An 18,729-nucleotide genomic window follows, 5' to 3' on the forward strand; every position below is an offset into this window, starting at 1 on the left:
GGGGGCCCCCCCCGTGGGCGGTTTTCCCGGCGGGGCCCCCCCCCCGCCGCCCCCTGGGGCCGGCTTCCACCGGATCGCCGCGACGCGACTCCGTCCGTCGGATTTGAACTCGACGCGCGGTTCGTAGTCCCATGGGGGCTTGGTTTTTTGTGGGAGCAGCAGGTTGAGCAGACAGTCATCGGGTTCGAAATGGGTCGCGGCGTTGCTGGTCGTGGCCATCGCCGTGGTCGTCGGCGTGTTCGTCTATCGCGAAAAGCAGGCGCGGGAAGCCGCATCCGCTCCACCGTTCGCCGTTGCCGGATCGTCGTCGGCATCATCGACAGCCGTGCACGATGCGACCTTGCCGCAGCATCCCATCGGCGGTCCGGCGCAGGCGTCCACGGCATCGCTGCCGCCGCTGGACCAGAGCGATGACGAGATCCTCGCCGGCCTGCTGGCGCTGGCCAGCGATGGTGCACTCAAGTCGTTGTTGCGCACCGATGCCATCGTCTCGCGGATGGTGGCCACGATCGACGCCTTGCCGAAGCAGAGTGTCGGCATGAATGTCGTGCCCCTGCGCACGCCCACGGGACGCTTCCAGGTCGTGTCGGACGACGGCAATTTCGTCGCCTCGAAGAAGAATGCCGAACGCTATGCCACCTATATGTACGTCGCGGACCGGATCGATCCGAACGCGGCGGCGGCCTGGTACAAGCGTAACTATCCGTTGTTCCAGCAGGCCTACCGCGACCTCGGGACCAACGGGTACTTCAACGACCGCCTGGTCGAGGTCATCGACCATTTGCTCGCCGCGCCCGAACCGAAGGGGAACCAGCAGCTGATTCCCGCGAAGGAGGGGTATGTGTATGCGAACCCCGCGCTGGAGCAATTGTCGGTCGGGCAAAAGTTCATGATGCGCGTGGGGCTTGAGAACGAAGCGAAGCTCAAGGCGAAATTGCGGGCCTTGCGAGAGGCGGTGGTTGCACAGCCGGAGGCGCCGGGTCCGGTGGGTGATGAGGGGCCGACTTCGCGGTAGCGCCGCAGGAAAGCATCGCCGACAAAGTCGGCTCCCACAGAAGTCCAGGGGCGTCGCCGACAAGGTCGGCTCCCACCGGAGCCTAGGCCTGGCAGGGTCGGCTCCCACCAGAGGCTGGGGCTGACAGGGTCGGCTCGCACCAGGGCAAGCCGGAAACAGCTAGCCCGGTGGGAGCCGACCTTGTCGGCGATGCGCCCGTCAGGGCGCCTTCTTCGACGGATCGCGCACCGGCACGTTGATATTGCACAGGTCGATCTTCCCGGCCGGTCGCGTATAGAACGCATCCTGACGGTTGCGCTTTGCCTCGACCACGGCGGCGAAGGTCTTGCTGTCCGTGCGCAGCACCTGTATCGGCGTGCGCTCTGCTTCCGGAACATCCGCGGCGAGGCGTACGCTCCTGATCGTCACGCGTTGCTCCGGCTTGTCGTAGAAGCCCATCGGTTCGCCGCCGCGCGGATAGGCGGAAAGGATCTCCATGCCCTTGATGACCTTGCCTGCGACCGCGAGGTTGCGGTCGAGGTTGCGTGGCGCCTGGCCGATGATCGCGTAGAGCGAACTGCCGTTGCCGGTCTCGGCACCGGTATCGCGCGCGACGCCGACCGTGCCGTAGCAATGGGTGATCCAGGCCTCGCCCTTGCCATCGCGGGCGACAGGGAAGCCATCGGAAAAGCCGACCTCGGGTGCATAGACGTCGCCGTCCTGAAGCCTGGTGAAGGGATAGGCCTTGCCATCCTTGCGGGTGAACTCCGGGGCCAGGGTTTCCTTCGCCGTACCCAGGCTCTTCGCCTTCTTCTTGTCGTCGCCATCCGGATCGCCCCACTGCGTGACGAAGTTGTCCTGGACGCGGATCACCTGGGTGCCGTCGAAGTAATGCTCGCGGATCAACGTACGGATGTTCGCCGCGTGCAGGGGCGACCAGTCCTGGGCGAGCTCGATGATCACCCGGCCCTGCGGCAGGTCCATGTAGACGAGGTTTTGCGGATCGGGCGTGCGCCATTCCGCCGGTGTCGACTTCGCCAGCAGCTCCTTGGGCGTGGGAGAGTGTGATTTTTTTGCCTCATCGGCGACAGCGGGCAGGGCGAGAACGAGAGCGAGCGCAAGGAATGTACGTGCGAGCATGGGATTCCTGGAATGAGTCGAAACGGATGAAAAGTAGCAGAGCCGGTTGAGAAGCGTGCGGACTTATTCCCCGGGACGCCTTGGCGACCCTCCGTACGGTATCGAGATCACGAGTATTTGTGCAGAGTGCGGACACGTGTCGAGGACGTTCCTCGCCCGAATGACCATCCTTATTTCTTCGGCGTGGCGCTGGATTAGCTACCGGGATGTTGGCGGCGCTGGATATCGGTTCAGGCTGAGCGCGCCAGCCATTCTGCCTTGGCAGTACTTTGCGCTCGCGTCGGGCATTGGTCTCAAAGGTGGCGCTCACATCAGAAGCGGGTTTCCACTACCGGGCGTGGCAGGCTGTGCCGGCTTCTATGGCGATAGGTGGAGGCGACGATCAGGGTCGTTCCAGAAAGGAATGCCGCTTGGTGTGTCTCGTGAAATCATTCGTAAGCAAGTTCGTTCTTGGTCTGCTTTTCATCGCCCCTAATTTCCCACTTTTCGCTACCAGTATCAATGAGATGTCTGCAGCAGATGCGCGTATCCAGGAGGCCCATCTCGCCTCTATGTTCAACCTGGCACTCAATCGGGGGCGACCTAGCTTTCCCGAGATCGGGCCGTTACGTGTCAACGTGCGTCTCAATCAGGTAGGGGCGCAGATCGAAGTGGATTTGGGAGATGACTTTGCCCGTGTGGCGGATACTCCTGAGATGGAGGATCTTTCCAAGGTGATTTATGAGGTTATCCGGGATGCGTGGCCGGATCTTGCCGAGCCGTACACCCTAAGACTCCTCTTCGGGGGGCGCGATCTTGAAGCCCTTCACCCCGAATTATTCGAAGCCACGAAATCGGACTGGGCTCGCCACCGCCACTCAGCAAATGCGATCAGCGGTAGTGGCCCTATCGTGGTTTCGGCTGGCCACGGGGTGTACTACGACTATGGTCTCAAGAAATGGACAACGCAGCGCGAGCGTCATAACGGCGTACTTGAGGATGAGATCACCAACGTATTTGCGAGGCATCTGGTCAAGCATCTGGGCGACATCTCGGATGTGCCGATAGAGCTGGCTCGCACCTTGGACGAGAACATTCATGAAGAAAGCGGCTATCCATGGTCTCTCATGGCAGGTCGTTACTGGTTGAAGGAGCGCTTCCCCGAAGAATATGCACTATGGAACAGTCGGCCCGGCTCTTCAGCGTCCCTCAGAGAAAAATTCGAGGATCTCGACAGCCGGCCGCTTTTCGCCAACCGCCAGGACGCGCGAGCCTCCATCGCCATTCATACGAATGCCTCAGAAGGAAATCCGGAGGCCCGTGGGACCAGAACCTATTTTCAACGCGGTTCAACGATGAGCAAGCCGCTGGCCGATCTTGCTCTTTGCTACATGCGTGAACGCATCCGATCTGAATGGCGTTATGGGGAATATCCTTTCGCTACCGAGAGCAAGTCTGAAAATTACGCTGAACTGCGTGGCGCGACCATGCCTGCCATCCTCGTGGAGGTTGGATTTCATACCAATAGTGACGACGCGACTGCCATGTTAGACGATAAATTTCAGAATGCCGCGATGCTTGGCCTCAGTAAGGCCTATAGAGTCTTTTCCGAGGGTGGTGAATGTGAGCCGTTCGTAAATGTTGGTGTTGTGGAGCAACACTTGGTGGATGCGCATGGCATGAGCATCACTGTTGGCTATAAGGGAAAGCCGAAGTTCCCGATTGAGCTGAGAGCATATGCCCTCACAGGATTGGGAGGGTCGCACGTTCACATGGTTACAGAACCGAATGAGATGAACACTATCACCGTGCCATGGGAATGTATCTCCGACACATCCTCCAGATTCATCTTTTACATGGTGGACGCTGATGGCGCCAGAACTGCAGTCAAACAGGGGCCTTCCGTCGGATGCAATCATGATTGCTACGATCATTATCGCTACAACGGCATCAAGGATGATCACGACCCGAAGAAGCCGTGTGGGCATTCTCTATTGCCAGGCATATATCTACGTGGTCATTGGCCAGATTTAGCGAGCGCGTGGAACAGTGGCTTTCGCGACCGTGACCCTATTTTCGACATCGACAACTGGTCTTCAGAGCCGGGAAAATGGAGAAGGTTCCTGGATGAGCAGGCGGCCATTGAGGCGCTTTGATAGAAACCGGAATGATTGCCGGGCATCCTTTTTCGTCGTCGTAAAAAGAGGTCAAATCTAGCGGCCAAGGATGGCTTTGGGTTCCATAAATGCCTCGAGTCCAAACACGCCGTATTCCCGTCCGATGCCCGACTGCTTGAAGCCGCCGAACGGCGCCCTCGGATCATGCGTCAGCGTGTTCACCATCACACGGCCGGCATCGATGCGGGAGGCGACGCGGCGTGCGCGGGCGCTGTCCGCGGAGAAGATGTAGGCCTGCAATCCATATGGCGTGTCGTTGGCGATCGCGATCGCGTCTTCCTCGTCGTCGTACGCGATGATCGAGAGCACCGGCCCGAAGATTTCCTCGCGGGCGATGGCCATGTCGTTGCGTACGTCGGTGAACAACGTGGGGCGAACGAGCCATCCGCGCGCGTAACCGGCCGGCCGGCCTTCGCCGCCGGCGAGCAGCCGAGCGCCTTCCTCGACACCCTTGCGGATATAACCCTGCACACGTTGCCATTGCTTCGCGCTGACCATCGGGCCCACCGTGGTGGCGGGATCGTTGGGATCGCCGGAGACGACGGCATCGACGGCGTCCTTCGCCATGGCTTCGAACTCGGCCAGTCGCGAACGCGGCACGAGGATGCGCGAGCCCGCGATGCAGGCCTGCCCGCTGTTGTTGAAGCCCGCCATGATCGTCAGTGGCACCACCTGCGCGAAGTCGGCGTCGTCGAGAACCACGCTGGGTGACTTGCCGCCGAGTTCGAGCGTGACACGCTTCAACGTCTCGGCGCCCGCGCGAACGATGCCCTTGCCCACCGCCGTCGATCCGGTGAAGGAGATCTTCGAGACATCGGGGCTGCCCACGATCTCCGCGCCCACGACGTCGCCCCGGCCGGTCACGATGTTGAACACGCCGGCGGGGGCTCCGGCCTCGTGCAAGGCCTCGGTGACGATACGTGTCTGCAGCGCGCTCATCTCGCTCGGCTTGATCACCGCCGTGCATCCCGCGGCGATCGCGGCGGCGAGCTTTCCGCAGATAAAGCCGGCATTGCTGTTCCATGGCGTAATGAGGCCGGCGACTCCCACGGGTTGCATCATCACCGTGGACGACCCCATGCGACGCTCGAAATCGAAGTCGCGCAACGTGGCGATGGCATCGAGGAACACGCTGGAGGCGTGTCCGGTCATCCAGCTGCCACGCGATACCGGCGCACCGTATTCCTCGCGAATCGCGGCGAAGAGTTCGTCCTCGCGGGTGACGATCGCGTCGTGCATGCGCTGGAGCAGGGCGATGCGTTCGTCGACCGTGGTCCTGGAGAACGTGGAAAAGGCGCGCTTCGCCGCCGCGATCGCGCGGCGGGCATCCTCGACATCGGCCAGCCGGACCGTGCCGATGACTTCCTCGGTGGCGGGGTTGAAGAGTTCGAAGCGCTCGTCGCCGTGCGGGGTGACGAAGGCGCCGTCGATGTAGACGTGATCGATCGCATGCATGGGGAAATCCTCGGAAAGCCGCTCCGACGTGGGCGGCGCCTTCCAAGGGTGCGGTCGCTGCATTAATCTGATAAGGCGGATAAAGCAAAATAACTTATTAAGCGGAGGCGGATAATGCGCCCAGGACTCACCGAACTCGAAGCCGTGCTCGCCGTGGCCCGGCAGGGAAGCTTCCGCGCCGCCGCCGCGTCGCTGGAGATGTCCACGTCGGCCCTCAGCCAATCCGTCGCCTCGCTGGAATCCCGACTGGGCACGCGGCTCTTCCACCGGACCACGCGTAGCGTCCGGCTCACGGAGGCAGGGGAGCGGTTCGTGGCCGAGGTGGGCCCGGCCCTCGCCGATATTCGTGGCGCGATCGAACGGATCAGCGACCACGGTGAAACCCCGACCGGCAGCTTGCGCATCAATACATCGGTCGGTGCGGCTCGCCGCGTCATGGGCCCGTACATGATTCCCTACCTTCGGCGATATCCGGAAGTGCGCCTGGACCTCGTCACCGAGGATCGCCTGATCGATATCGTGCGCGAAGGCTTCGATGCCGGATTCCGCACCATGGACACGGTGCCTGGCGACATGATCGCCGTGCCGCTGGGGCCCCCGGTGCGTTTCGCCGTCGTGGGGTCGCCGGATTACTTCGCGCGGCATGGCCGGCCGGTGATCCCGGCGGATCTTGCCCGGCATGCAGGCATTCGCGCGCGCATGCCCGCCGGCCATATCTATCACTGGGAGTTCGAGCGGCACGGTGAAGCATCGACGGTGGACGTTGGCGGAACGCTGACCCTCGACGAGCCGCAGCTGATGCTCGAAGCGGCACGGGCCGGCCTCGGCCTGGCCTATCTCGCCGAGTTCAACGTGGTGGACGATCTCGCCGCGGGCCGCCTCGAACGAGTGCTGGAGGACTGGACGCCACCCTTCGACCGCCTTTGCCTCTACTACCCCGGAAGGCGCCACGTGCCAGCGGCCCTGCGCGCCCTGGTCGACCTCATCAGGGAGACGGGCTGAGCGCATGGGCCAAGGGTCATGGCAAACCTTTGCGACGCCGGAGGCATCCTTTCCGTAAGTTTCCACGACCCGGATCGTCCATGCGCCGTCGCCTTGCCCTGTTCACCCTCCTTTGCGTCGCCAGCGCCGCCGCGCATGCGGAGGTGACGATCGATGGCCACATCGATCCCGCCGAATGGGCGGGTGCGAAACGCATCGTCGATTTCCGCGACACCCAGCCCAAGACAGGCAAGCCTGGCAGCCAGCCCACGGAGGCCTGGGTGCTGTCGACACCGAAAGGCCTGGCCGTGGCGATCCGCGTGACCCAGTCGGCCGACATCCCCCGCTCGCGCCAGCAGGCCCGGCGCGACGAGAACGCCCTGGTCGACCGCATCAACGTGATGGTCGACTTCGATGCCGATGGCCGCGTCGGCTATGACTTCGAGGTGAAGTCGCAAGGCGGTGTCGCGGACGAGGTGATCACCAACGAATCCGACTTCAGCTACGACTGGGACGGGCGCTGGGACCACGCGGTCAGCGAGGACGCGGAAGGCTACTCGGTGGAAGTATTGATTCCTTGGTACATAGCGCCGATGCGCAAGGCCAACGGCGATACGCGCACCATCGGCCTGTACATCGACCGCGTGATCGGCAGCACCGGCGAGCGCATGGCATGGCCGGAGGTAAGCTTCGATAACGGCCGCTTCCTGTCCAACTTCCAGCGCGTGGAACTGCCGGCGTATTCCCAGGCGCTGTTCGCCGTCACGCCCTACGTGGTGGGCAAGGTGGACCGTGCGCATGGCGGAACGTCCTTCGAGCAGGGTGCCGACATCATCTGGAAGCCGAACGGGCAGACCCAGCTCACGGCGACGATCAATCCCGATTTCGGCCAGGTGGAGAGCGACGACCTCGTCGTGAACTTCTCGCCAGAGGAAACCTTCTTCACCGACAAGCGCCCCTTCTTCACCGAGAACCAGGGCATCTTCGATTTCAGCCTGCTCGACGACGATTCGCAGCTGGTCTATACGCGGCGTGTCGGTGGCGCCTCGGACGATGGCCACGGCGCGGCCGACATCTCGGCCGCGGTGAAGGTGAACGGCAGCGTCGGTTCGACCAGCTACGGCATCCTCACCGCGCAGGAAAAGGGCGATGCCGGACGCACGTTCGGTGCGTTCCGGCTCAGCCAGAACGTGGGCACGCAAACCTTCGGCATGCTCGCCACGCGGGTGAACCATCCCTACCTCGACCGCGACGCGAACGTGCTGGGCTTCGACCATCGCTGGCAACCGAACGCGGCCTTTTCCATCACCAGCAACGTGGTCGGCAGCAAGATCGACCAGCCGCGCGCGGACAGCTCCGGCCTAGGTGCGACCAGCATCGCGTTCTGGGAAATGAACGATGTCTGGAGCCAGCAATGGCTGGGCATGTACTTCGGCCGCCGCCTGGACATCGACGACTTCGGTTACCTGCCGCGCAACGACATGGAATACCTGCACTGGGAGGTGCGCCAGCGCGTCACCGGCTTGCCGGAGGACTCGGCATACACCTCGCACATGTGGCATTACCGCATCTCGGCGCTCGACAACACCGAGGGGCGCGTCGTGCATCGCCGCTTCCGCATCCTGCGTGACAGCCAGCGCCGCGACGGTGGCGAGGAAGTGTGGCGGCTGGACGCGTTCACATCCGCCTACGACGACCTGCTCACCCGCGGCGGCAACGCGTTGCACACGCCGCCCACGGCCAAGCTCACCTATGAACGCGAGCGGCCACGCATCGGTCGCTGGGCATGGGAAGCGGAAGGCTTCATCAATGGCAACCAGCTCACCGGTTACCACCGCCTGGGCTATTACTTCAAGTTCACGCCCACGTACTTCATCACCGACGCCTTCAGCGTGTTCGCCGGCGCCAGTTACGAGTGGGACCCCAACTGGCTCATCTGGCAGCACGACAACCTGGTCGGCGCGTTCGATGGGCGCACCGTCGGCATCGACAGCGGGGTGAACTGGAACCTGGGCAACAAGCAGGAATTGCGCGTCAAGCTGCAGACCCTGGCGGTCGGCGCGAAACTGCGCCAGCGCCTGGAGATCACGCCCACGGGCGGCGCGGTGCCCAGCGACGAACCGGTGGACGATCTGGGCGTCGCCAACCTCGGTTTCCAGATTCGTTATCGTTACGAGATCGCGCCCTTGTCGAACCTGTACATCGTGTACAACCGCGGCGGGTACATGGACGACACCAACGACGATGTCGATTCCCAGTTCCGTCGTGGCTTCAGCCTCAAGGACGTGAACGAGGGACTGGTGAAGGTGGCCTATCGCCTGGAGTTCTAGGGGGGCCTTAGAGGCCCGCTTCACATCCGCTGTGGCATTCCTGCAGCCAGGGACGGCTCATGGAGATCGTTGTGCCAAATCGCGCGAACCCCAGGCCAGGGCGGACCATCGGTGAACACGGCGTCATCGGCAACCTGGACACCACGGCGCTGGTCGCCATCGATGGCAGCATCGACTTCATGTGCTGGCCGCACCTGGACAGCCCGACGATCTTCGCGGCGCTGCTCGACCCGGAGAAGGGCGGCGAATTCTCGGTGACGCCGGAGCTCGATGGCGCGCACCGCCTGCAGCTCTATATTCCCGAGACCAACGTGCTGAGCACGCGCTGGATGTCCACGCACGGCAGCGTCGAACTGACCGACTTCATGCCCCATCCGGAGACCGGGGTGCGTCTTCCTCGCTGTGTGGTCCGCCGCGTCCGCGTATCGCGCGGCCGGATGCGCATCCGCGCATGCTGCCGGCCGCGCCTGGACTATGCGAAACGCGTGCCGGACGTCGCGATGCATGGCGATACCGTGGTCTTCCACGATGGCACCCGTTCGCTGCGCCTGGGTGCGAACGTGCCACTGCTGCCCGGTGACGGCGAGGCGGGTGCGGAGTTCGAACTGGAACGGGGCGGCGAAGCCTGGTTCGTGCTGTGCGACGAGTCATGCGATCCGCTCGATGCCGCGGAATGCCTCGCGGCCCTCGAAGCCACGGCCGATGCGTGGCGACGCTGGACACGCCGGTCGAACTACCGGGGGCGTTGGCGCGAAAGGGTGGATCGCTCCGCGCTTGTGTTGAAGCTGCTTACGTCGCACGCACACGGTTCGATCGCCGCGGCGGCCACGTTCGGCCTGCCCGAAGCCACGGGGTCCGAGCGTAACTGGGACTACCGCGCCACCTGGATACGCGATGCCTCGTTCACGGTCTACGCCTTCATGCGCCTGGGCTATGTGGACGAGGCGGAACGGTTCCGCCGATGGACCGAGGACCGGATCATGGCGCTGGAGGAGGGCGCCGCCCTGCGCGTCATGTACGCGCTCGACGGCGAGGAGGCGATGGACGAGGGAACGCTCGACCATCTCGCCGGTTACGCCGGCTCGCGTCCCGTGCGGATCGGCAATGGCGCGCGCACGCAGACCCAGCTGGACATCTTCGGCGAATTGATGGACAGCATCTACTTGTCCAACAAGTATGGCTCCGCGATCAGCCACGCGGGCTGGGCGCACGTGCGGCGCCTGGTCGATCACGTGCGCGAACACTGGTGTGACGCCGACGAGGGTATCTGGGAGATTCGCGACGAGCCGCGCCATTTCCTGCATTCCCGCCTGATGTGCTGGGTAGCCCTGGACCGTGCGGTGCGCCTTGCCGGCAAGCGTTCGTTGCCCGGCCCGGTGATGGAATGGGCGGCTGAACGCGACCGCATCGCCGACGATATATGGGCGAATTTCCGTCATCCGGAACACGGTTATTTCGTGCAGGCCCGCGGCGGCGAGGACCTGGACGCCTCGCTGTTGATGATGCCGCTGGTCCGTTTCGTCTCGGCGACCGATCCGGTGTGGTTGAAGACGCTGGACGCGATCGGCGAACGGCTCACCGATGACGGACTGGTCTTCCGCTATCGTAATGCGGACGGATTGAAAGGAGGCGAGGGCGCGTTCACCACCTGCACGTTCTGGTACGTGGAATGCCTGGCGCGTGCGGGGCGCCTGCACGAAGCGCGCGAAGTGATGGCGCGTGGCGTCCTCTATGCGAACCATCTCGGCCTTTTTTCCGAAGAGCTCAGCCTGCTCGGCGAGCCGCTGGGCAACTTCCCGCAGGCGCTCACCCACCTGGCCTTCATCAGTGCCGCGTACTACCTCGACCGGCAGCTCTCGCATCCGGAAGGGCAGGTCTGGCAGCCCTAGACCAGTTGCAGGTCGCGCGCGTTGGCGCGGGGAAAGACCTTCGCCAGGTCGGCATCGGACAAGCCATACATCCGCCGCATCAGCCCCGCGAGCACGTCGCGGTAATTGTTGAGTACCGGATAGTCGCGGTTCTGCAGGAGGTTCGCCGCATTCACCGCCACCTGCCTTCCGGCGATGCGGCCACCGGCGACCTTTCCGCCAAGCACCCAGTACGCGGTGCCGTGGCCGTGGTCGGTGCCCTTGTTGCCGTTCTCGCGGAAGGTGCGCCCGAATTCCGATACCACGACCACCACGGTGTCGTTCCATTCCGCTTCGCCAAGGCCATCGGCAAAGGCGGCCAGGCCCTTGCCGAGGTTGTCCAGGTTGTTCGCCAGCTGGCCGGTCGCGCCACCCTGGTTGACGTGCGTGTCCCAGCCACCCACGTCGACGAAACCCAGGCGGAAGCGATCGCGCATCAGCGTGGCCATGCGCTGACCCTGCTGCGCGAAGCCACGCGCGTTCACCGCGCCCCGGCTGGCGGCGATCATTTCCGCCTGCAGGTCCTGGGCCACTTGCTGGCGCAGTTCGAGGCCGTCGGTGGCGGCGGACTGCAAGGGGGTGCCCTGGTACATCCCGGCCAGGATCTTCGCCTGGCGGTCGTCGAACACCGCCTTGCCACCACCCTTCAGGGAGATGTTGGGAACGTCGCCCGCGCCACGGAACGTCAGCGGCAACGCATCGGTGAACGCGATCGGCGGAACGCCCCGCAGCACGGTCGAAAGCCGGCCCATGAACCCGGAGCCATAGCTGCGTGCGTCGGAAGCCTCGCCCGCTTCGATATCGTCCTGGGTCTCGAAGTGGCTGCGCGAAAGGTCGTCCGTACCGGCGAAGGGAATGAAGGCGAGTTGGCGCCTGTCCCACAGGGGGCCCATCGAATCGTTCAGTACCGGTGCCAGGCCCCAGTCCGCATCGAGGGCGCGCACGGCGAGGGGATCGCCCGGCGTGGGCCGTGCCAGCGCGATGGTCGGGCGCGCCTCGTGGTAGAAGTCGCTCGAATACGGCACCAGCAGGTTGTTCGAATCGTAGCCTCCACGCAGGAACACCAGCAGGAAACGCGGCGAGGAGGGCGGCGTGGCGAACACCTTGCCACCCAGGGTGAGCGCGGGGACGCCGGCGGCGAGGGCGAGAAGGAACTGACGGCGATCCATGGCGGGCCTCAGCGGTAGTTGAACTCGGGGGACGCGAGCAGGAAGGTGTTCCATTCCTGCTGCGACGTGGCTTGCGCCAGCGCATCGCGCGTCTTCGGGCCGAGCGTGGGTTCGATCGTCGCGTAATACGTCGGCGTGGTCAGTTGCGGGAATCCGCCGCGCGTACGCTTGCCTTCCTCGTCCAGGTCGAACAGGTGGTTCGCCCCGCTGCCGATGGCGCGCGCGATCTCGAAGCGCTTCGCCACCTGCCCGGAACTCGACCATTCCGAATCCGCGATGGGCCATCCATCCGGCGTGATCCGGCCGAACGGTGCCTGGCCGAGTTGGCCGATCCAGTTCACCAGCGGGCGAGGGTTCGGCACCGGCTTGCCGTCGTAGGCGAGCCGCATCGCCGAGACGAGGAACTGGGTCGGGTCCTTGTACCGCTTGCCCAGCGACGCGGTGAAGGCCTTCGATTCCAGCATCGTCTTCACGACGGCGGCGATGTCCCCGTCGGTTCGCCGGAACGTCCTGGCCATCGCCTTTACCAGTTCCGGTGGCGGATCGTCGGCGACGAAGTACTTCGCGAGCCGGGTGGAGACGAAGGTGGCGCAGGCGGGCTGGTTCACGATGAGGTCGACGGCTTTTTCCACCTCGTCGAAACCGCCGCCATGCAGGGTCGTCCCGAGCAGTTGCTTGTCGCCGAAGTCGTGGCGGTTCGGATTGAACTCGAAGGCGCCTTCGTGAAGGTAATACGGTTGCAGGGCGGGACGGATCTTGCGCGGTTGTCCGTCGAAGTCGACGCCCACGCCCGTGAGTACGCGGGCGAGGTTCTGCACGTCCGCCTGCGTGTAACCCCCATCGACGCCGAGCGTATGCAGCTCCATCAACTCGCGTGCATAGTTCTCGTTGATCTTGTCGCGCGCGTTCTGCGCATTATCGAGGTACTCCAGCATCGCCGGGCTTTTCAGCGTGGCCAGGACGAGGTCGCGGAACTTGCCCAGCGCATGGGGCCGGATCGTGTTCCGTGCGTAGTCGGCCACCAGCCAGCGTACCCGCCCCTTGTCCTGGAAGACGCTGAAATGATTCAACCAGAACCACACGAGTTGCTCGCGCAGCTGGTTCTCGTCGTAGATCGCATGTAGCAGCTCGCTCGCCTGCGCTTCCTGTGCATAGCCGTTGCCCTGCTTCTGCAAGGCCTTGCGGGCCTCCTGTTTCGCGTCGCCGTCGGGCATGTCGTTGATCTGGCGGTACTGGTCGCGCACCTGGGCGAGCAAGGCCGCGGAAGGCGTCTTCATCGCATCGAAGCCGTCGATCTGCGCGCGCACGTCGGCAGGCAGCGCATCCTGTTTCGGGTGCAGCTGTTCATCGAGGAAACGCCGCTTGCCGAGTTCGCGGAAGCGCGCCAGCGTGGCCGAATCCGCGCCGAAGGTGACCCTGTCGAGCCATGCGATATCCTCGTTCGACACGGCGTCGTCACGCGCGGCTGCCGGCAGCGCGGCGAGGGCGAGCAGGAAGGCGACGGCAAGAGATCGCATGGCATGTCCGTGTCCGGCGGGTGGTCCACCTTAAACGGAGTGGCTGGCGGAAGGTTTACTCCCGCCTGAGCGTGGGATCTTGCGATCCGCTAGATCTCGTTCTCGTCCGGCCCGATGAACTCGATGGCGGCCTCGCGCGAGCCGGCGGCTTCCTCGGCGACCTGGCGCACATGTTCGCCCACCTTGTCGTTGGGTACCTCGACCTCGAGCGTGTACGTACGTGAACTCATGTCGTCGGAGAGGTTCTGCGAACTGGAGTCGTCGCGGAAATCGCTCATGAAGTCGTCGATTTCCTCGACGCGCTCCACGCGGTCGATACCATGGATCGCATTGGCCACGTCGTCGAAGATGTCACGGTCGCCGGTGATGCGGAGCAGGATACGGGGCATGGGGTCCTCCTGGATCGATACCCGGCGATGCTGCGGGGTGGCATGTATGCCGGAAGTGTACGCCCGGCTAACATGGATGTTTTGGATGGCCGTGCCATGCCCAAGACCTACGACCAGGCCTATTACGACAAGTGGTATCGCAGCGCGGGCCATGCCGTGCGCTCGCCCGCCGAGCTCCGGCGCAAGGTGGCGATGGTGCTGGGCCAGGCCGAGTTCTACCTGGGCCGCCCTGTGCGCAACGTGCTCGACATCGGTTGTGGCGAAGCGCCCTGGCGCGCCGCACTGCGCCGGTTGCGGCCGGGCATCGAGTATCGCGGGCTCGAAGCCAGCGAGTACGCCGTGGCCCGCTACGGCCGCTCGCGCCAGATCGGGTATGCCCGCTTCGGCCAGCTGGCCGAGTTGCGCTTCGACACTCGATTCGACCTGGTCGTCTGCACCGACGTGCTGCATTACCTCAAGCCCGCGGAGATCCGCGCGGGCCTCGTCGGCATCGGCGAGATGGTGGAGGGGTTGGCTTTCCTCGAGGCCTATACGCGCGAGGACGATCCCGGTGGCGATCGCGAAGGGTTCTTCGGCCGGCCCGCGCGCTGGTACCGCGAGGCCTTCCGCGAGGTGGGCCTGATTCCCGTCGGCTCGCAGTGCTACGCCAGCCCACGGCTGGAGCGCCACGTGGCCTCGCTGGAACGACTCTAGGTCGCGGAGAACCAGGCGATCGTCGCCAGCGCGTTGTTGGCGGCATGCGCGATAAACGCCGGCCATAGCGAGCCGCTGCGCACGCGGAGCCAGGCGCAGAACAGGCCGACCAGGACCAGGTTGGGCACCGCGTACCAGAGCCAGTCGAGGTCGGGCAGGTGGACCATGCCGAAAACCAGGGCCGACAGGAGGATCGCCCAACCGTCACCCAGGCGGGTGCGCAGGATCGACAACAGGGCGCCGCGAAACAGCAGTTCCTCCACGGCCGGTCCCGCCAGTACCGCCACCGGGAGCAGGGCCACGCGCATCCCTACGTGGGCCTTGTCGGCGATGTCGCTGACCGCCTGGGTCACCTCGCGGTCGCCGGCAAGGAACTGGGTCAGCAGGCCACCGAGGATCGGCGCCGCGATGCCCAGGGCGGTGCCCATGGCGACGAAGCGTCCGTCCGGCGGCGTGAAGCCAAGGCCGGCCGGTCCGGCGTCCGTGGCGTAGCGACCCCAGCGGCGAAGCAGCAGCCAGAAGATCAGCCCCGCCGAGCAGGCCAGGGTGAGGATCACCACGACGATCAGGCGGTCTGGCGCCTCGGGCACCCGATCCGGGAAATACCGGGCCAGTTGCATGGAGATGCCGCCGAACAGGCCGCCGAAGCCGATCTGGAGGCCGAAATAGGCGGCGATGCAGAGGATCGTCTCGACGACGCCGGGCGTGCGTGGCGGCGACCCGACGGACGCGGCGGAGGACAGGGGGATGTAATCGTGAGCCATGAGGCACCCTAGCCGACGGCCTGCGGGCTCGCAACGACGCTTCCGGCACAGTCCGTCACCTCGCCCCTGTATAGTTGACCGTCCCTGAAGGAGGAAGACGGGCGCCCCGACGCGCCGACCCATGTTTGCATTCGACTGGCTAGCCGACCCTTCGGCCTGGGCGGGACTCCTCACGTTGATCGTGCTGGAGATCGTGCTCGGCATCGACAACCTGGTGTTTGTCGCCATCCTCGCCGACAAGCTCCACGCCCGCCAACGCGACCACGCCCGCTTGCTCGGCCTGGGCCTGGCGCTGGTGATGCGCCTGTGCCTGCTCGCCGCCATGTCCTGGCTGGTGACGCTCACCCGGCCCCTGTTCGAGTGGAACGGCTTCGGCCTTTCATGGCGCGACCTCATCCTGCTGATCGGCGGTGCCTTCCTGCTGTTCAAGGCCACGCTCGAACTGCACGAGCGCCTGGAGGCCTCGGAGCACGACGAGGGCCGCAATGGCCGCCGCGCCAGTTTCTGGCTGGTCGTGGCGCAGATCGTCGTCCTCGACGCGGTGTTCTCGCTCGACTCGGTGATCACCGCCGTGGGCATGGTGGATCACCTCTCCATCATGATGATCGGCGTGGTGGTCGCCATGGCCCTGATGATCACCGCGAGCAAGCCGCTCACGGTCTTCGTGAACGCGCGTCCGACGGTCGTGATCCTTTGCCTGTCGTTCCTGCTGATGATCGGTTTCAGCCTCATCGCGGAAGGCTTCGGTTTCCACATTCCCAAGGGCTACCTGTACGCCGCGATCGGTTTCTCGATCATGATCGAGGTGTTCAACCAGACGATGCGGCGCAACCGCCGGCGTTCGCTGCTGGTCGGTGGCCGGATCATGCGCGACCGCACGGCGAAGGCCGTGCTGCGCCTGCTCGGCGGGGCGCCCGACGAGGAAGGCGAATCCAGCAAGGGTGGCAAGGGCGACGGCGCCGTGGAGATCACGGAGACCGCGGTGTTCGGCAAGGACGAACTCGAGATGGTGCAGGGCGTGCTCGACCTCTCCCAGCGGCCGGTGCGTTCGATCATGACGCCGCGCACGGAGATCGTATGGGTCGATCCGGGCGAAGACATGCCGACGCTGCTGCGGGAAGCACGCGAGTCGCCGCATCACTGGATGCTGGTGGCCAATGGCGACCTCGACGAACTCGTCGGCGTGGTCTCGTCCCGCGACCTCCTGGCTAGCCTCGCGGACCGCGGCCGGCTCGATACCGATACCGTCGTGCGCAAGCCGATCACGGTGTTGGAATCACTGAGCGTGCTGCGCCTGATCGACGAATTCCGCCGGGCCCCGCTACAGGTGGCCCTCGTGGTGGACGAGTACGGCAGCATCCTGGGCCTGGTCACGCCAGCCGACGTGCTGGAGGTGATCGCGGGCGAATTTCCGGACGAGAACCGCGAGGGCGATCCCTCGGCGGTGAGCGAGCCGGACGGCGCCTGGTTGCTGGACGCCAGCCTCGACGTGCGTCGCGTGGAACACCTGCTGGGCCATCGCCTGCCCGGGGCGAGCGACGGCAATTTCTCCACGCTGGCGGGCTTCGTCCTGCAACGGCTGGGCCGCCTGCCCACGCCGGGCGACCGCTTCGAATCCGACGGGCTCGAGTTCGAGGTCACCGCGATGGATGGCGCGCGCATCCAGCGGGTGCGCGTGCTGGCGGTGGCAGGCGACGACGAGGACTATTAGCGCCTGGCGCCGGTATCCCGGGTCAGGCCCCCGCCGCGTCCTCCACGGGCGCGGCATTGTTTTCCATGACGGCCATGCCGATTCCGCCGGCGGCCATCAGCATGAGCACGGCCCAGGCGATCATCGAGACCAGGTAGCCAGGGCCACGGCGCGATGGATCGCGCAGGTAGGCCAGGGCGTACCAGATCCGGCCCGCGAGCCAGACCAGGCCGGCGATACCGGCCCAGAGCGGGTCCACGTACTGGGCGGCCAGCCACAGCGCCGGGATGAACATCACCGCGTTCTCGAGGGTGTTCATCTGCACGCGCCAGGCGCGCTCGAACGCGGGGTCACCCGAGATCGACGGAGCCTTGATGCCATAACGTTCACGCGCGCGGCCTACCATCCACACGGTGGCGAACATCAGGAGCAAGGTGAGCAAGGTGACGACGGCGGGGAGCTGACTGGTCATGAAACGATCCGGGGGATGACATCAGCCGCGGAGTTTACCGGCAACGGTCCGTGCGATCATGCCGACCGCGTCTCGCTTGCGACGCGTTCACGGGAGGGTGAAGCCATGCTCTGGCAAAAAGGCCGTAGAAGCGACAATGTGGAAGACGCCGGCGAAGGCGGCGGTGGTGGTCCGTCTTTCGGCGGCAAGGGGCTGGGCATCGGCGGCATCGTCATTCTCGCCATCCTGGGGCTGGTCTTCTTCAAGGACCCCACGGCCCTGCTCGGCCAGGGCGAACCGGGGGCGGCATCCACGCCGCAGACCCAGCAGGCCCCGCACCAGGCGGCGGCGAACGACCCGCAGGTGGATTTCGTGCGCGCCATCCTGGGCGAGACCGAAGACACCTGGGGCGAGATCTTCGCCGCCAACGGCAAGCAGTACGAACAGCCGAAGCTGGTGTTGTTCCGCAACGGCGTGCGTACCGCGTGCGGTTCGGCGTCCTCCGCGGTGGGCCCGTTCTATTGCCCGGGCGACCACCGCGTCTATCTCGACCTCGGCTTTTTCCAGGACATGCAGACTCGCTTCCACGAGGCGGGGGATTTCGCCCGTGCCTATGTCATCGCGCATGAGGTCGGCCACCACGTGCAGAACCTGGTCGGGGTGTTCGACAAGGTGGGCGATGCGCGCCGCCATGGCGCCCGGCTGGAAGGCGCCTCGGGTTTGTCCGTGCGCCAGGAATTGCAGGCGGATTGCTTCGCCGGCGTATGGGCCAACCATTCGCAGCAGCGCCAGCAGTGGCTGCAGCCCGGCGACGTCGAATCCGCGATCAACGCGGCCACGGCGATCGGTGACGATGCCTTGCAGGAACAGTCGCAGGGCAGGGTGGTCCCCGATTCCTTCACCCACGGTACGTCCGCCCAACGCGTGCATTGGTTCCGCACGGGACTGGAAAGCGGCGACATCGGCAAGTGCAACACGTTCTCCGGCTCGATCTGACCCATGACTCATCCTTGCCTGCGCTGCGGCGCATGCTGCGCGACGTACCGCGTCGCTTTTCATTGGCTGGAAACCGACGTGGCCCGCGGCCTGACGC

The 18,729-nt window shown here is 64.9% G+C and carries 15 protein-coding genes; 8 read left to right on the plus strand and 7 right to left on the minus strand.

Annotated features, from left to right (window positions below):
* Positions 1 to 163 precede the first annotated feature (163 nt).
* Positions 164 to 1,015, plus strand: a complete 852-nt coding sequence (locus ACR9ZJ_RS14355; RefSeq protein ID WP_481281009.1) for a DUF3014 domain-containing protein — start codon at positions 164 to 166, stop codon at positions 1,013 to 1,015.
* 198 nt (positions 1,016 to 1,213) lie between these two features.
* On the opposite strand, the gene ACR9ZJ_RS14360 is transcribed toward ACR9ZJ_RS14355, so the two are convergent.
* Positions 1,214 to 2,134, minus strand: a complete 921-nt coding sequence (locus tag ACR9ZJ_RS14360; RefSeq protein ID WP_481288120.1) for a peptidylprolyl isomerase — start codon at positions 2,132 to 2,134, stop codon at positions 1,214 to 1,216.
* Positions 2,135 to 2,556: 422 nt separating this feature from the next.
* On the opposite strand from ACR9ZJ_RS14360, the gene ACR9ZJ_RS14365 reads away from it, so the two are divergent.
* Positions 2,557 to 4,269 carry an N-acetylmuramoyl-L-alanine amidase family protein gene (locus ACR9ZJ_RS14365; protein WP_481288121.1) on the plus strand — a complete coding sequence of 571 codons (1,713 nt, stop codon included), beginning with the start codon at positions 2,557 to 2,559 and terminating at the stop codon, positions 4,267 to 4,269.
* A 57-nt stretch (positions 4,270 to 4,326) separates the two neighbouring features.
* On the opposite strand, the gene ACR9ZJ_RS14370 is transcribed toward ACR9ZJ_RS14365, so the two are convergent.
* Complete coding sequence (locus tag ACR9ZJ_RS14370; protein WP_481288122.1) at positions 4,327 to 5,745, minus strand: aldehyde dehydrogenase family protein; 1,419 nt, start codon at positions 5,743 to 5,745, stop codon at positions 4,327 to 4,329.
* Between the two features lie 114 nt (positions 5,746 to 5,859).
* Here ACR9ZJ_RS14370 and ACR9ZJ_RS14375 point away from each other — a divergent pair, with 114 nt between their 5' ends.
* The 3 genes from ACR9ZJ_RS14375 (at position 5,860) to ACR9ZJ_RS14385 (ending at position 10,945) form a co-directional block, all read left to right on the plus strand.
* Positions 5,860 to 6,747 carry a LysR family transcriptional regulator gene (locus ACR9ZJ_RS14375; RefSeq protein WP_481288123.1) on the plus strand — a complete coding sequence of 296 codons (888 nt, stop codon included), beginning with the start codon at positions 5,860 to 5,862 and terminating at the stop codon, positions 6,745 to 6,747.
* A gap of 80 nt (positions 6,748 to 6,827) precedes the next feature.
* Positions 6,828 to 9,056: a DUF5916 domain-containing protein gene (locus ACR9ZJ_RS14380; protein ID WP_481288124.1), complete on the plus strand. Its 2,229-nt coding sequence runs from the start codon at positions 6,828 to 6,830 to the stop codon at positions 9,054 to 9,056.
* A 71-nt stretch (positions 9,057 to 9,127) separates the two neighbouring features.
* Positions 9,128 to 10,945, plus strand: coding sequence for a glycoside hydrolase family 15 protein (locus tag ACR9ZJ_RS14385; RefSeq protein ID WP_481288125.1), 1,818 nt, complete (start codon positions 9,128 to 9,130; stop codon positions 10,943 to 10,945).
* Here ACR9ZJ_RS14385 and ACR9ZJ_RS14390 read toward each other — a convergent pair.
* From ACR9ZJ_RS14390 to ACR9ZJ_RS14400, 3 genes are all read right to left on the minus strand, one after another.
* Entirely contained in the window at positions 10,942 to 12,132 is a 1,191-nt protein-coding gene (locus tag ACR9ZJ_RS14390; RefSeq protein WP_481288126.1) for a DUF1501 domain-containing protein, read from the minus strand. The genes ACR9ZJ_RS14385 and ACR9ZJ_RS14390 overlap by 4 nt on opposite strands.
* A gap of 8 nt (positions 12,133 to 12,140) precedes the next feature.
* The gene (locus tag ACR9ZJ_RS14395; protein WP_481288127.1) at positions 12,141 to 13,649 is read right to left on the minus strand and encodes a DUF1800 domain-containing protein; all 1,509 of its coding nucleotides are present in this window, start codon (positions 13,647 to 13,649) and stop codon (positions 12,141 to 12,143) included.
* Positions 13,650 to 13,738: 89 nt separating this feature from the next.
* The gene (locus ACR9ZJ_RS14400) at positions 13,739 to 14,038 is read right to left on the minus strand and encodes a hypothetical protein (RefSeq protein WP_481281001.1); all 300 of its coding nucleotides are present in this window, start codon (positions 14,036 to 14,038) and stop codon (positions 13,739 to 13,741) included.
* Positions 14,039 to 14,134: 96 nt separating this feature from the next.
* On the opposite strand from ACR9ZJ_RS14400, the gene ACR9ZJ_RS14405 reads away from it, so the two are divergent.
* Positions 14,135 to 14,731 (plus strand): class I SAM-dependent DNA methyltransferase, encoded by a 597-nt coding sequence (locus ACR9ZJ_RS14405; RefSeq protein ID WP_481288128.1) that lies wholly within the window; start codon positions 14,135 to 14,137, stop codon positions 14,729 to 14,731.
* Here the strand turns inward: ACR9ZJ_RS14405 and ACR9ZJ_RS14410 are convergent.
* A complete protein-coding gene (locus ACR9ZJ_RS14410; RefSeq protein WP_481280999.1) occupies positions 14,728 to 15,495 on the minus strand; it encodes a CPBP family intramembrane glutamic endopeptidase in 768 nt (255 codons plus the stop codon). The genes ACR9ZJ_RS14405 and ACR9ZJ_RS14410 overlap by 4 nt on opposite strands.
* Positions 15,496 to 15,616: 121 nt before the next feature.
* On the opposite strand from ACR9ZJ_RS14410, the gene ACR9ZJ_RS14415 reads away from it, so the two are divergent.
* Complete coding sequence (locus tag ACR9ZJ_RS14415; protein ID WP_481288129.1) at positions 15,617 to 17,206, plus strand: TerC family protein; 1,590 nt, start codon at positions 15,617 to 15,619, stop codon at positions 17,204 to 17,206.
* A gap of 22 nt (positions 17,207 to 17,228) precedes the next feature.
* Here the strand turns inward: ACR9ZJ_RS14415 and ACR9ZJ_RS14420 are convergent, their stop codons facing one another.
* Complete coding sequence (locus tag ACR9ZJ_RS14420) at positions 17,229 to 17,657, minus strand: MAPEG family protein (RefSeq protein WP_481280997.1); 429 nt, start codon at positions 17,655 to 17,657, stop codon at positions 17,229 to 17,231.
* A gap of 105 nt (positions 17,658 to 17,762) precedes the next feature.
* Between ACR9ZJ_RS14420 and ypfJ the strand changes: the two genes are divergently transcribed.
* Positions 17,763 to 18,632 (plus strand): KPN_02809 family neutral zinc metallopeptidase, encoded by an 870-nt coding sequence (ypfJ, locus tag ACR9ZJ_RS14425; protein WP_481280996.1) that lies wholly within the window; start codon positions 17,763 to 17,765, stop codon positions 18,630 to 18,632.
* Positions 18,633 to 18,729 lie beyond the last annotated feature (97 nt).

It is taken from the genome of Luteibacter sp. KNZ12-1A (genome assembly GCF_056755675.1).